This window comes from Streptomyces sp. NPDC036984, from assembly GCF_055607665.1.
On record NZ_JBVJRL010000020.1, the window covers coordinates 119,428 to 131,527 of the forward strand.

Annotated in this window: 9 protein-coding genes and 2 pseudogenes; 6 read left to right on the top strand and 5 right to left on the bottom strand. The window is 71.2% G+C overall.

The window, feature by feature from the left end; translation table 11 throughout:
- Positions 1-8 precede the first annotated feature (8 nt).
- Positions 9-1,871: a lectin gene (locus ACZ7DL_RS30065; protein ID WP_470778872.1), complete on the bottom strand. Its 1,863-nt coding sequence runs from the start codon at positions 1,869-1,871 to the stop codon at positions 9-11.
- A gap of 124 nt (positions 1,872-1,995) precedes the next feature.
- On the opposite strand from ACZ7DL_RS30065, the gene ACZ7DL_RS30070 reads away from it, so the two are divergent.
- The gene (locus tag ACZ7DL_RS30070; protein WP_470778874.1) at positions 1,996-5,010 is read left to right on the top strand and encodes a glycoside hydrolase family 3 protein; all 3,015 of its coding nucleotides are present in this window, start codon (positions 1,996-1,998) and stop codon (positions 5,008-5,010) included.
- A 55-nt stretch (positions 5,011-5,065) separates the two neighbouring features.
- Entirely contained in the window at positions 5,066-6,424 is a 1,359-nt protein-coding gene (locus ACZ7DL_RS30075; protein WP_470778876.1) for a hypothetical protein, read from the top strand.
- Between the two features lie 4 nt (positions 6,425-6,428).
- Here ACZ7DL_RS30075 and ACZ7DL_RS30080 read toward each other — a convergent pair whose 3' ends face one another.
- From ACZ7DL_RS30080 to ACZ7DL_RS30090, 3 genes and pseudogenes are all read right to left on the bottom strand, one after another.
- Entirely contained in the window at positions 6,429-6,662 is a 234-nt protein-coding gene (locus ACZ7DL_RS30080) for a hypothetical protein (RefSeq protein ID WP_470778878.1), read from the bottom strand.
- 106 nt (positions 6,663-6,768) lie between these two features.
- A complete protein-coding gene (locus ACZ7DL_RS30085) occupies positions 6,769-7,014 on the bottom strand; it encodes a DUF397 domain-containing protein (RefSeq protein ID WP_470778880.1) in 246 nt (81 codons plus the stop codon).
- Positions 7,011-7,846: pseudogene (locus ACZ7DL_RS30090) on the bottom strand (helix-turn-helix domain-containing protein). The gene ACZ7DL_RS30085 and the pseudogene ACZ7DL_RS30090 overlap by 4 nt, the downstream one beginning before the upstream one ends.
- On the opposite strand from ACZ7DL_RS30090, the gene ACZ7DL_RS30095 reads away from it, so the two are divergent.
- A complete protein-coding gene (locus ACZ7DL_RS30095; RefSeq protein WP_470778895.1) occupies positions 7,733-8,113 on the top strand; it encodes an ATP-binding protein in 381 nt (126 codons plus the stop codon). The pseudogene ACZ7DL_RS30090 and the gene ACZ7DL_RS30095 overlap by 114 nt on opposite strands.
- Here ACZ7DL_RS30095 and ACZ7DL_RS30100 read toward each other — a convergent pair.
- On the bottom strand, positions 8,100-8,705 hold the full coding sequence (locus tag ACZ7DL_RS30100; RefSeq protein ID WP_470778882.1) for a YceI family protein: 606 nt from the start codon (positions 8,703-8,705) through the stop codon (positions 8,100-8,102). The genes ACZ7DL_RS30095 and ACZ7DL_RS30100 overlap by 14 nt on opposite strands.
- A gap of 212 nt (positions 8,706-8,917) precedes the next feature.
- Between ACZ7DL_RS30100 and ACZ7DL_RS30105 the strand changes: the two genes are divergently transcribed.
- The 3 genes and pseudogenes from ACZ7DL_RS30105 to ACZ7DL_RS30115 form a co-directional block, all read left to right on the top strand.
- Complete coding sequence (locus tag ACZ7DL_RS30105) at positions 8,918-9,424, top strand: hypothetical protein (protein ID WP_470778884.1); 507 nt, start codon at positions 8,918-8,920, stop codon at positions 9,422-9,424.
- Positions 9,425-9,460: 36 nt separating this feature from the next.
- Positions 9,461-11,764 (top strand): polysaccharide lyase 8 family protein, encoded by a 2,304-nt coding sequence (locus ACZ7DL_RS30110; protein ID WP_470778886.1) that lies wholly within the window; start codon positions 9,461-9,463, stop codon positions 11,762-11,764.
- Between the two features lie 154 nt (positions 11,765-11,918).
- Positions 11,919-12,100 (top strand): annotated as a pseudogene (locus tag ACZ7DL_RS30115) (methylmalonyl-CoA carboxyltransferase); the annotation flags it as partial.

Sequence of the window (12,100 nt, forward strand, 5' to 3'; positions counted from 1 at the left end):
GCTCCGCCTTACCTCAGGGTCCACTTCTGGTTGTCGGCTCCGGTGCAGGACCAGATCTGGATCCGGGTCCCGTTCGCGGACGTGTTGTCCGTGACGTCGAGACACTTGTTCGCCGCCGTGTTCACCACATCACCGGTGGACGCGTTGTACGACCACCGTTGGGCACCGGTTCCGTTGCAGTCGTACAACTGCACCGTGGCCCCGTCCGCCGTCGAACCGGAGGTCACGTCCAGGCACTTGCCGAGCGCCTGCACGGACCCGTCGGCCTGCACGGTCCACTGCTGGGCGGCGGTGCCGTTGCAGTCGTAGAGCTGTACCGCCGTACCGTCGGCGCTCGAACCGCCCGTCACGTCCAGGCACTTGCCGGCCAGGCCCACGAAGGCACCGGTCCGGCCGCCGCCGGACTGGGTGCCGGACCAGGTGAAGGTGGCCGAGGTCTTGCCGGGCAGCGAGTAAGTGGCGTGCTGGGAGCCCCAGTCGATGGTGACCGTCTTCGCCGAGGACGCACCGTTGTAGGCGATCAGCGCCTTGCTGCCGTCCGGGTTGCGCCAGGCCACGTTGGGCACCGCGGTGGACGAGGTGGAGGCGATCCGCTGGGCTCCGGGCCGGACGAACCTCGTCAGGTGGCCCATGGTGTAGTACTCGATCGTGTAGTCGACCGTCCCGCTCGCACCGTCGCCGTTGTGCACGGTGATCAGGCCGGTGCAGGTGCCGCAGCCGCCGTTGTGCGGGCCCATGTTCTGGTCCACCGCCAGCGACCACTTGGTCACCGACTTCGCCCAGTTGCGGGTGTAGTCGATGATGTTGGACATGTCCTCGCGCTGCTGGTCGGCGATCCAGGTGCCGCCCGAGTGCTCGGTGCCGAAGGCGTCCAGTGTGGGGTACTGGTTGTGCACGCTCGTCTGCTTGGCGATGTCACCGCCGTAGCCGTGCCACGCTATGCCGCCGAAGTTGGGGTGGCTGCGGACGGCCGCGTCGTCCACGGTCCGGGCGGCGTAGGAGTCGTAGACGTCCCAGTTCCAGTCGTGCGCCAGCACCTTGGTGGTCAGGCCCGCCGACTGGAGCTTCGGCAGCAGCTCGCTCTTCGTGAAGTACGCGAGCCCGCTCGCGTTCCAGCTCATCGACGGATAGCCGGAGCAGCAGGTCGGCTCGTTCTGCGCGGTGACGTAGGAGACGTTGATCCCCTGGTCCTTGTACGCCTGGAGGTACTTCACGAAGTAGGAGGCGTAGGCGCCGTAGTCCTCCGCCTTCAGCCAGCCGCCGTTGAGCGAGCCGCTGTCCTTCATCCAGGCGGGTGCCGTCCACGGTGAGGCCATCACGGTCAGGGACGGGTTCAGCCGGAGCGCCTGCCTGGTCAGCGGCACGACGTCCGCGAGGTCGTGCGCGAGGGAGAACTTCGACAGGGTCGGGTCGGTCTGGCCGGCCGGCACGTCGTCGTAGGTGTAGCCGTAGCGCGCGAGGTCGGAGGCGCCCATCGGGTTGCGCAGGAACGACAGCCCGATGCCGTCCGTCGGCGAGAACAGTTTGCGCATGGTCGCGTCCCGGGTCGCCGGGGAGAGCGCCCCGCTGCTGTTCATCAGCCAGGCCGCGGTGTCCGTGAAGGACGCGCCGCCGCCGGTGAAGGTCTGGTAGCGGGTGTTCTCGTCCACGGCGATGTTCTCGCCGCTGCCGCCCGTCCCGGACTGGAAGGCGAACGGCGTCTGCGCCTGGAGGCCGCGTACGACGTGCCGGCCGGCGGAGTCGTCGGTGGTGGTGAGATAGGCGGTGACCTGCTCACCGGCCGCGTGCGCGGGGGGTACGGCCACGCCGGCACCGGCGGCGGAGAGCAGTCCGGCGAGCAGCAGCCGGACTGTGCGGGGGGTTCTCCTCATGGTGCGTCGCCCTTCCTCTCGGATCGGCAGAGCTGACGGATCGTCTTGACGGGGGTGTGCGCCCCTAGTTAACTCACGGCGTGAGCTAAGCCCTGAGTGAACCACGAGAGCCGAGGGAAGGTCCATGCGAAGAACCGCCCTGCTCGCCTCCGCCGCACTCCTCGCCGGTCTGCTGCCCTGGGCGGCGACCGCGCGCGCCGCCGACGAGCCGGCCCCTGTCCCCGTCGACCGCTTCGAAGGCGAGGTGCCCTTCGCCTCCCAGCCCGCCGAGGGCATCTTCACCTGGGGCGGCGACACCGACGATCCGCCCACGCTCCGGCTCGCCGACCGCACCGACGCCCCCGAGGGCGGCAAGGTCCTCGCGGGCAGCTACGACATCAGCGGCTACGGCGGCTTCACCCACGACTTCGCCGCCACCGCGCCCGCCCACGACTGGTCCGCCCGCCAGGGCATCCGCCTGTGGTGGGAGGGCCGGAACAACGGCAAGAAGATCACTTTCGAGATCAAGGACGGCGGCGCCCACGGCGAGGCGTCCGAACTGTGGACCACCTCCTTCACCGACGACTTCTCCGGCTGGAAGCGGATCGAGCTGCCCTTCACCGACTTCGCCTACCGCACCGACTACCAGCCCGTCGGCGGCATCGACCGCGTCCTCGGCCTCAACGAGATGTGGGGCTACGCCGTCACCCTGCCGCAGGGCGTCGAGGGCGACTTCGCCCTGGACGGCGTGGAGCTGTACGGCAAGGCCGACCAGGCGCTGCGCGCCGCCGTCACCAGCGACGCGCCCGTCCACCCGGTCGCGGAGGGCGAGACGGCGAAGGTGAAGGTCACCGTGGCCACCACCGGCGACCAGCCCCTCGCCGACCCCGTGACCGTCACCTACGCCACCGCGGACGGCACCGCGACCGCCGGCAAGGACTACACCCCCGTCTCCGGCACTCTCACCTTCCCGGCCGGCACCGCGTCCGGCACCGCCCGGACCGTCGAGGTGCCCACCCGCCGGGACCGGGCGGCCGAGACCGCCGAGACCGTCCCCCTGAAGCTCACCGTCAGCGGCGCGAAGGCCCCCGCCGAGCCCCCGCAGATCGTGATCGACGCGCACGGACTGCCGTACCTGAACGCGAAGTTGCCGGTGCGCAAGCGGGTCGCGGACCTGCTCGGCCGGATGTCCCTGGCGGAGAAGGCGGGCCAGATGACCCAGGCCGAGCGCGGGGCGGTGGGCCAGGGCGGCGACATCACCGCCTACGCCCTCGGCTCCCTGCTCTCCGGCGGCGGCTCGACGCCCACGCCCAACACCCCTGAGGCGTGGGCGAAGACGATCGACGCCTTCCAGCTCCGCACCCGGGCGACGCGCCTCCAGATCCCCCTCGTCTACGGCGTCGACGCGGTCCACGGCCACAACAACCTCGCCGGCGCCACCGTCATGCCGCACAACGTCGGCATCGGCGCCACCCGCGACCCGCAACTCGCCTACCGGACCGGCGCGGTGACGGCCGCCGAGGTCCGCGCCACCGGCATCCCCTGGGACTTCGCGCCCTGCCTGTGCGTGAGCCGCGACGAACGCTGGGGCCGCGCCTACGAGTCCTTCGGCGAGGACCCGGCGCTGGTCGAGTCCATGGAGACGGTGATCCAGGGCCTCCAGGGCCGCGCGAACGGCAAGGACCTCCAGCGCGACGACAAGGTGCTCGCCACGGCCAAGCACTTCGTGGGCGACGGCGGCACCGCGTACGGCTCCTCGACCACCGGGACGTACACCATCGACCAGGGCGTCACCGAGGTCACCCGCGAGCAGCTGGAGGACATCCACCTCGCGCCGTACCGCGAGGCCGTCGACCGGGGCATCGGCACGGTCATGCCGTCGTACTCCTCCCTGGACATCGCCGGCGACGGCCAGGGCGCGGTGCGGATGCACGCCCGCGGCGACATGATCAACGGCGTGCTCAAGGACCGGCTGGGCTTCGACGGCTTCGTCATCAGCGACTGGAACGCCATCGACCAGCTCCCCGGCGACTACGCCGCCCACGTCCGTGCCTCGGTCGACGCGGGCGTCGACATGATGATGGTGCCGTACGGCTACAAGGAGTTCAGCACCACGCTCGCCGACGAGGTGAGGGCGGGCCGGGTCGGTGAGCGGCGGATCGACGACGCCGTCTCCCGCATCCTCACCCAGAAGTTCAAGCTGGGGCTCTTCGAGCACCCCTACGCCGACACCTCCGGCGCCGCCGCCATCGGCTCGCCGGAACACCGCGAGGTCGCCCGCCGGGCCGCCGCCGAGTCCCAGGTGCTGCTGAAGAACGCGGGCGGGCTGCTGCCGCTGAAGAAGAGCGAGAAGGTGTACGTCGCCGGCTCCGACGCCGACGACATCGGCAACCAGACCGGCGGCTGGACCCTCACCTGGCAGGGCTCCTCCGGGAACACCGTCCCCGGTACGACCATCCTCCAGGGCCTGCGGAAGGCGGGCGGGAACGTCACGTACTCCAAGGACGCCTCGGCCCCGACGGACGGCTACGACGTGGGTGTGGTCGTCGTCGGGGAGACCCCCTACGCCGAGGGCGTCGGCGACGTCGGCAACGGCCACGACCTGCGCCTGTCCACTACCGACCAGGCCGCCGTCGACAAGGTCTGCGCGGCCATGAAGTGCGCGGTGCTGATCGTCTCCGGCCGCCCGCAGATCATCGGCGACCGGCTGGACGGGATCGACGCCCTGGTCGCCTCCTGGCTGCCCGGCACCGAGGGCGAGGGCGTCGCCGACGTCCTCTACGGCCGGCGTCCCTTCACCGGACAGCTCCCGGTCACCTGGCCCAGGTCGGAGGCGCAGCTGCCGGTCAACGTGGGCGACACGGCGTACGACCCGCAGTTCCCCTACGGCTGGGGCCTGACCACCCTCACCCCGGTCCCGAGGGGCGGTACGGCCACCCTGCGCGCCCTCACCGCCCGGGCGGCGGCGGCCGAGCGGCACGGCGACGACCGGACCGGACGCGCGCTGGTGGCCCGGGCCCGGCTGCTCGTCCAGCAGAAGACGGCCGGCCACCTCACCCAGGCCGTGGCGAAGCCCTTCGCCGACGCCGACCACCTGCTGCTGACCGGCCGGTACGGAAAGGCGGTGCAGAAGCTGGCGGAGGCGTACCGCGCCGTCTGACCCCGGGAGCCGGAGTAAATAACCGGTTTGGGGAGGCTTCGGGTAGCTTCGAAGTATGAAGGCCGTTCTGCGGACCCGAAGCCTCCCCGCTCTGCTGCTGGCCGCCCTGGCCCTGGTGCTGGCGACCTTGGTGGCACCCGGGGCGAGCGCGGACACCAGCGTCTCCACCATCGCCCAGGCCCTGCGCAAGAGCCCGGTCTACGTCGACCCGGCGGCCACGGACCAGCTGTCCGCCGCGGACGCCGACACACTCGCCGAGCGGATCAAGGACGCGGACAAACCCCTGTTCATCGCGGTCCTCCCGGCCGGCCACCCCACCGCCAACCTCTTCCGCGACCTGCGCGCGGCGACCGGCGTCACCGGCCTGTACGGCATCCGCCTCGGCGACCGCTTCGACGCCCGCGCCGACTCCTCCGTCATGTCGGCCACGGCCCGGCGGAACCTGGTCGCGAGCGTGCAGGGCGAGGACGCCAAGGCCCAGCTGACCGACTTCACCGGCCGCGCCCTGGCCAACATGGGCGGCCACGCCCCGAAGAGCTGGGGCGGCTCGGCCGGCGGCGCTGCCTCGTTCACGGCGCTGATCACGGTGGGCGCGGTGCTGGTCGCCGCCGGCGCGGGTTCGTACGCGCTGGTCCGGCGCACCCGCCGGCGCCGCGAGGAGGAGCAGCGGGCCGCCCTGGACCGGCTGCGGGTGGTGGTGGACGAGGACATCACCGCGTTCGGCGAGGAACTGGACCGTCTGGACTTCCACCCCTCGGAACCGGGCGCCGACGACGCGATGCGCGCCGACTACGAGCGCGCCCTGAACGCCTACGAGACCGCCAAGCAGCGCATGGCCGCCGCTCGGAGACCGGAGGACGTCCGGACGGTCACCGAGGCCCTGGAGGACGGCCGCTTCTCACTCGCCCGGCTGGCCGCCCGCCGCGAGCACCGCCCCCTGCCGGAACGCCGTCCGCCGTGCTTCTTCGACCCCCGCCACGGCCCCTCGGTCTCCGACGCCACCTGGACCCCGCCCGCCGGCGCCCCGCGCGAGGTCCCGGTCTGCGCGGCCGACGCCACGCGTCTGGCCGACGGCCGCGACCCGGTGATCCGCGAGGTCGACACCGACTACGGCCGCCGCCCCTACTGGGACGCGGGCCCGGCCTACGGCCCCTGGGCCGGCGGCTACTTCGGCGGCGGCCTCCTGCCCGGCCTCCTCGTCGGCACCCTGCTGGGCGGCATGATGGCCACGCCCACGTACGCCGCCGACTACGGCACCGGCTACGGCGACTTCGGCGGCGGCGGTTACGAGGGCGGCGACATCTCCGGCACCGACTTCGATCCCGGGGACTTCGGGGGCGGCTTCGACGGCGGCGGCGGGGGCGGCGGCGGGGACTTCGGCGGCGGGGGCGGGGACTTCGGCGGAGGTTTCTGAGCGCTCACTTCGCGTGACGCCTGACGATCTTGTGCCGGGTGGCGTAGCGCTCACCGGCGGCATGCCACCACGCCGGCGGCGAGGGCCCGGCCGCGACCGAGGTGGGCTGACCGGGATGCAGCCCCAGCCGCCACAGGGCACCGGCGTCGACGTTCACACCGAGCGTGCCGCGCCAGTGCCCGTCCTCGTCCCTGCGGCACATGAGGTCGATCCGCAGCTCGTCCTCGGCGAACGGCATCCAGTCGATGCCGCGCTCACGCAGTCAACCGAGGAGGACGCGCATGGGGTGGGGACGCCCCGGCACGTTCTCGTACGAGGCGATGTGGACCCATGCGGATTCGGTTTCAGCGGGCGATGCCGTCAAGGAAATCGTTCCAGGTGGAGGGGGAGAGGGTGAGGATGGGGCCGGTGGTGTTCTTGGAGTCGCGGATGTGGATGGCGGCGGGGTGGGTGGCCACCTCTACGCAGTCGCCGCCTTCGCTGCCGCTGTAGCTGGACTTGCGCCAAGAGCAGGCGACCTCGAGGCAGTTGCCGCCCTCGCTGCCGCTGTAGCTCGACTTGAACCATGCGAGTACTGCTGCGGTGTTCATGACTCTCCTAGCAGTCCATCCAGCAGGCGCACGCTCTCGTCGGGTGAGAGGGCCTGTGACCGCAGCATTCCATACTTCAGGTGATAAGCGCTGACCTCGTCAGGGTCGTCGACGAGGAAGCTGGCGCGCTGTACCTCCAGGTAGACCAGGCGCTCGTGCTCGGGAGTTTCCAGCAGCACCATCGGGCCGTCGAGGCAAGCGTGCGGTGTCCGGTTCGCAGGCATGATCTGGAAGCTCATGTGGACGGGTTCTGTGTACTCCAGGATCTGCCGAACTTGCTCCCGCATGACCTCCGGCCCGCCGACCTCTCGGCGCAGGATGCTCTCCTCCAGGATGAAGTGCCCCACGGTCGGCCGCTCCCGCTGCCAGATCAACTGCCGTTCCATGCGGGCGTTCACCCACTGCTCGGCAGTCTCGCTTCCGAGCGCCGGGTAGCGGTAGTCGAACACAGCGCGGCAGTAGTCCCTGGTCTGGAGGAGACCAGCAGACTCTCGTACGAGAGGAAGCCCAGTGCCTCCTGCTCGTGATCCACCAGCCCCTGCGCGAACTGCACGATCCGATCCCGCACCGGCAGCTTGGCCACCAGCACCGCCAGCGCCCCGTCCGTGCCCAGCAGTTCATCGAACTGCTCGGCCCGATCCGGCTGAAGTGCCAGCCTCCCCTGCTCGATCGACCCCACCGTGTCGACGGCGAGGTTGGCCAGCTCCGCGAACTGCTCCTGCGTGAGCCGTGCCTTCTTCCTGAAGTGCGCCACGAGCGCACCGACCGCGTACCACGAACCGACGACGTACTGCTGTGCGTGAGCGAGCTGGCGACCAACGCCCTCCTTCACGGCGTCCCCGCGGGCCGTGGCTTCCTCCTCCGGCTGACCCTGCACGGTGACGGCGCCCTGCGCGTGGAGGTGCACGACAGCGGTCCGGGCGAGGTCCGCATCCCGGAGGTGCTTCCGGGTGCGGAACACGGGCGGGGGCTGCTCCTCGTCGCCGCGCTCGCGGACAAGTGGGGTGTGGGGGAGCGGCAGCCCGGCAAGATCGTGTGGTGTGAGTTCGCGGCGGCAGCGGCCGGTGAGCCGACTCGCCGCGGGCTCACGCCTCCTTGATCGCCGAGATGTCGAAGACCAGCTTGATCTTGTCGGAGACCAGCACGCCGCCCGTCTCCAGGGCCGCGTTCCAGGTCAGGCCCCACTCCGAGCGCAGGATCTCGGCCTTGCCCTCGAAGCCGGCGCGCTCGTTGCCGAAGGGGTCCTTCGCGGAGCCGTTGAACTCCAGGTCGATGGTGAGCGGCTTGGTGACGCCGAGGATGGAGAGGTCGCCGGTGATGCGGTAGTCGTCGCCGCCCAGGGCCTCCGCCTTGGTGGAGCGGAAGGTCATGGCCGGGAACTCGTCGGTCTTGAAGAAGTCGGACGACTTCAGGTGGCCGTCACGGTCGGCGTTGCCGGTGTCGATGCTCGCCATCCGGACGTCGAGCGTGGCGGTGGACCGGGACGGGTCGGCGCCGTCCAGGTGGAGCGTGCCGGTGAAGTCCTTGAAGCTGCCCTTGACGTTGGTGACCATGGCGTGCCGGGCGACGAAACCGATCGTGCTGTGGGCCGGGTCGATGGTGTAGTCGCCGGTCAGCGCGGTGAGGTCGGGGGCGGCGGGGGCCTGCGCGGCGGGGGCGGGGGCGGTGTCCTTGCGGCTGAAGATACCCATCACATGCTCCTTGTTGAACGTTAAACGAACTCCGTGACTCCGACGGTAGACCCATTCGGTTCGGTTTTCAACATGATCCGGAGTGTGTCCTGTCGGGTACGCAGTGTCACTTCGCGTGCCCTCTGGCGCACGCCCCGCCGCTCGGGCACCATCTGCCTGCACCACCTGCACAGCCGCCCCCGGAACACACGGCCCACCGCAGGAAGGTCCCCATGAAGCCCCTCAAGGTCCGCTCGCTTCTGACCGCGCTCGCCCTCACCGTCGCCCCCGGCATCGCCGTCCTCGGCACCGCGACCGACGCCTTCGCCGTCACCAAGATCAGCCACGCCACCGCCACCCAGATGTTCCGCGAGGTCGGGATCACCTGGTCGTCCTCCGGCAACTGCTCCGACCGCAACAACCCCACCTGCACGTCCTTCGAGCAGCTCAACCTCGCCACCGCCCAGGGCGCCCAGACCCTCAAGCGGGCCAGCGGCTGCGCGCTCAACATCACCGGCGGCACCGAGACCGGCCACGCCTCCGGCACCTACTCCCACTGGAACGGCTACAAGCTCGACTACGGCAAGAACACCTGCGTGACGTCGTACGTCAAGAACACCTTCACGTACATCGGCCTGCGTGGCGACGGAGCCCCGCAGTACAAGTCCGGCTCCGGCAACATCTACGCCGACGAGGGCAACCACTGGGACGTCCTGTACTACAACTGCGGCGGCTGCTGAGCCGGGAGCCGGAGGGAGAGGGCGGTGACAGGTCCCATGGGTATGACCCGACGCGCACTGCTGCTGGCCGCCGCTCTCGCCGCCGCCCCCGCACCGGGCGCGCGGGCGGCCGGCGACCCCTACGACGACCTGCGCCGCCGCTGGCTGGCCATCACCCTGGGCAGCGGGTACGACCCGGCCGTCGAGCCGTACGCCTCCCGGCTGGCTGAACTCGGACAGCGTGCTGGGGAGTTCCGGGCCGCCATGACCCCGGCGCCCGCCTCCCTCTGGCCCGGCCACCCCTTCGACCCGCCGGCCGGCATCACCTTCAGCTACGGCCGCCTGTGGACCATGGCCCAGGCGTACGTCCAGGGCGGCACCGGTGTCACCGGGGACCCCGGCCTCCTCGCCGACGTGCTCCGCGGCCTCGACCACCTCTCCGCCACCGTCTACAACCCCGCCACCGCCCGCTACGGCAACTGGTGGGAATGGCAGATCGGCAGCCCCCGGCTGCTGATGGACATCACGGCCGCCCTCTACGAGCAGCTCGGCCCGGACCGGATCGCCGCGGCCTGCGCGACCGTCGACCACTTCATCCCCGACGCGCTGCTCGCCGACTACTCCGGCACCTCCACCGGCGCCAACCGCGTCGACCTGTGCCGCTCGGTCGCCCTGCGCGGCATCCTCGGCCGGAACCCCGGCCGGATCGCCCTCGCCCGGGACGCCCTCTCGCCGGTCTTCCCGTACGTCACCGAGGGCGACGGCCTCTACGCCGACGGCTCCTTCGTCCAGCACACCTGGGTCGCCTACTCGGGCACCTACGGCCAGGTCCTGCTCGACGGACTGGGGCGGCTGTTCGCGCTGCTCGCCGGGTCGGCGTGGGAGGTGACGGATCCCGCCCGGCGAAACGTCCTCGACAGCGTCGAGCACGCCTACGCGCCCCTGATCCACGACGGACTCGTGACGGACTGCGTCAACGGCCGTGCCATCAGCCGGGGTTACCTGCGCTCCGACGACCTGCACATCCTGCGCAGCGACCACTACCACGGCCAAGCCCTGGTCGCCGCCATCGCTCTCCTCGCGGGCGGCGCGAGCGAGGCCGAACGGGAGCGCTGGTACGGTCGGATCAAGGGCTGGATCGAACGGGACACCACCGTACCGCTGCTGACGTCACGTCAGTTCGGCGTCGCCGATCTCGCGCGGCTGCACGCCATCGCCACCTCACCCGGACCCGCGACCCCCGAACCCCTCGGCCACCGCCTCTTTGCGGCCATGGACCGGGCCGCCCATCGCACGCCCCGCTTCACGGCCGCCCTCGCCATGGCCAGCGACCGCATCGCCCACTACGAGTGCGGCAACGGCGAGAACCCGCGCGGCTGGCACACCGGCGCCGGCCTGCTCTCCTGGTGGCCGCGGGGGCGCGGCGACCAGTACACCGACTGGTACTGGCCCACCGTCGACTGGTACCGGCTGCCCGGCACCACCGTGTCGACCAAGCGGCTCGCCGACCGGGCCGGCGGCGAATGGGGCGCGCCCAGGCCGGACGTCCGCTGGGTCGGCGGCGCCACCGACGGTACCTTCGCCGCCGTCGGCCAGCACCTCAAGGGCCTCGGCTCCACCCTGGAGGCCCACAAGTCCTGGTTCTTCCTCGCCGGCGCGATCGTCTGCCTCGGCGCGGGGATCTCCTGCGCCGACGGAGTCCCGGTCGAGACCGTCGTGGACAACCGCAACCTCGGCGAGAACGGCACCCAGAGCTTCGTACGCGGCCGGAACTGGGCGCACCTCGCGGAACACGGCGGATGGATCCTGCCGTGCGGCGGCGAGCTGCACACCCTCCGCGAGGACCGCACCGGCGCCTGGTCCGACATCAACACCGCCGGCAGCCCCGAGCGGCGTACCCGGCGCTGGCAGACCCTCTGGCTCGACCACGGCACCGACCCGGTGGCCGCCGGCTACGCCTACGTCCTGCTGCCCGGCGCCACCCGCGCCGAGACCGCCGTCCGGGCCGCCGGCCGGCCCTGGCTGTCCGTCCTCGCCAACGACACCGCCGCCCAAGCCGTCGCCCTGCCCGGCCTGGGCCTCACGGCGGGGAACTTCTGGCGGGCCGGTACGGTGGGAGACCTGACCGTCTCGTCCGGCGCGAGCGTGCTCCTCGTCCGCCGGGGCCGCACGGCCACCCTCTGCGTGAGCGAGCCGCCCCGCACCGGGGCCCCGCTGGAACTGATCTGGAACCACCCCGTGCGCGCGGTGACCCGGGCCGACGACAGCGTCCAGGTCCTCTCGGCGGACCGCCGTCTGAGGCTCCGTGTCACTCCGGGGATGGCATGTGCCACCCATAAATGTGAGGTGGCTCTCAGCTGACGGCTTTGTCGCCTACCTACAACCCGTCGGCCGTCTGAGCAGTCGGAACGCCTGCATGCGGCGATGGTTCTGTTCACTGGTACCAGGAAAACGGGCCGGAGACTGTACAGAGTCGACGGCTCGCTTTTCTTCGTGTCCTTCGTAAGGTCACTACATGACCGTTTTGGAAGAGACGACGGGTGAGCCGACCGGTGAGCCGACGGACGCGCGCGGACGAGTCGCCGAGCTGCACGAGATCCGCGCCCAGGCCGTGGCCGGTCCCAGCGAGAAGGCGACCGAGGCGCAGCACGCCAAGGGCAAGCTGACGGCGCGGGAGCGGATCGAGCTGCTCGTGGA

What these genes read in the sequence shown, in the direction of transcription:
- ACZ7DL_RS30065 (WP_470778872.1), bottom strand. Translation starts at nt 1,871, where the DNA reads ATGAGGAGAACCCCCCGCACAGTCCGGCTGCTGCTCGCCGGACTGCTC.
- ACZ7DL_RS30070 (WP_470778874.1), top strand. Translation starts at nt 1,996, where the DNA reads ATGCGAAGAACCGCCCTGCTCGCCTCCGCCGCACTCCTCGCCGGTCTG.
- ACZ7DL_RS30075 (WP_470778876.1), top strand. Translation starts at nt 5,066, where the DNA reads ATGAAGGCCGTTCTGCGGACCCGAAGCCTCCCCGCTCTGCTGCTGGCC.
- ACZ7DL_RS30080 (WP_470778878.1), bottom strand. Translation starts at nt 6,662, where the DNA reads ATGCCGTTCGCCGAGGACGAGCTGCGGATCGACCTCATGTGCCGCAGG.
- ACZ7DL_RS30085 (WP_470778880.1), bottom strand. Translation starts at nt 7,014, where the DNA reads ATGAACACCGCAGCAGTACTCGCATGGTTCAAGTCGAGCTACAGCGGC.
- ACZ7DL_RS30100 (WP_470778882.1), bottom strand. Translation starts at nt 8,705, where the DNA reads ATGGGTATCTTCAGCCGCAAGGACACCGCCCCCGCCCCCGCCGCGCAG.
- ACZ7DL_RS30105 (WP_470778884.1), top strand. Translation starts at nt 8,918, where the DNA reads ATGAAGCCCCTCAAGGTCCGCTCGCTTCTGACCGCGCTCGCCCTCACC.
- ACZ7DL_RS30110 (WP_470778886.1), top strand. Translation starts at nt 9,461, where the DNA reads ATGGGTATGACCCGACGCGCACTGCTGCTGGCCGCCGCTCTCGCCGCC.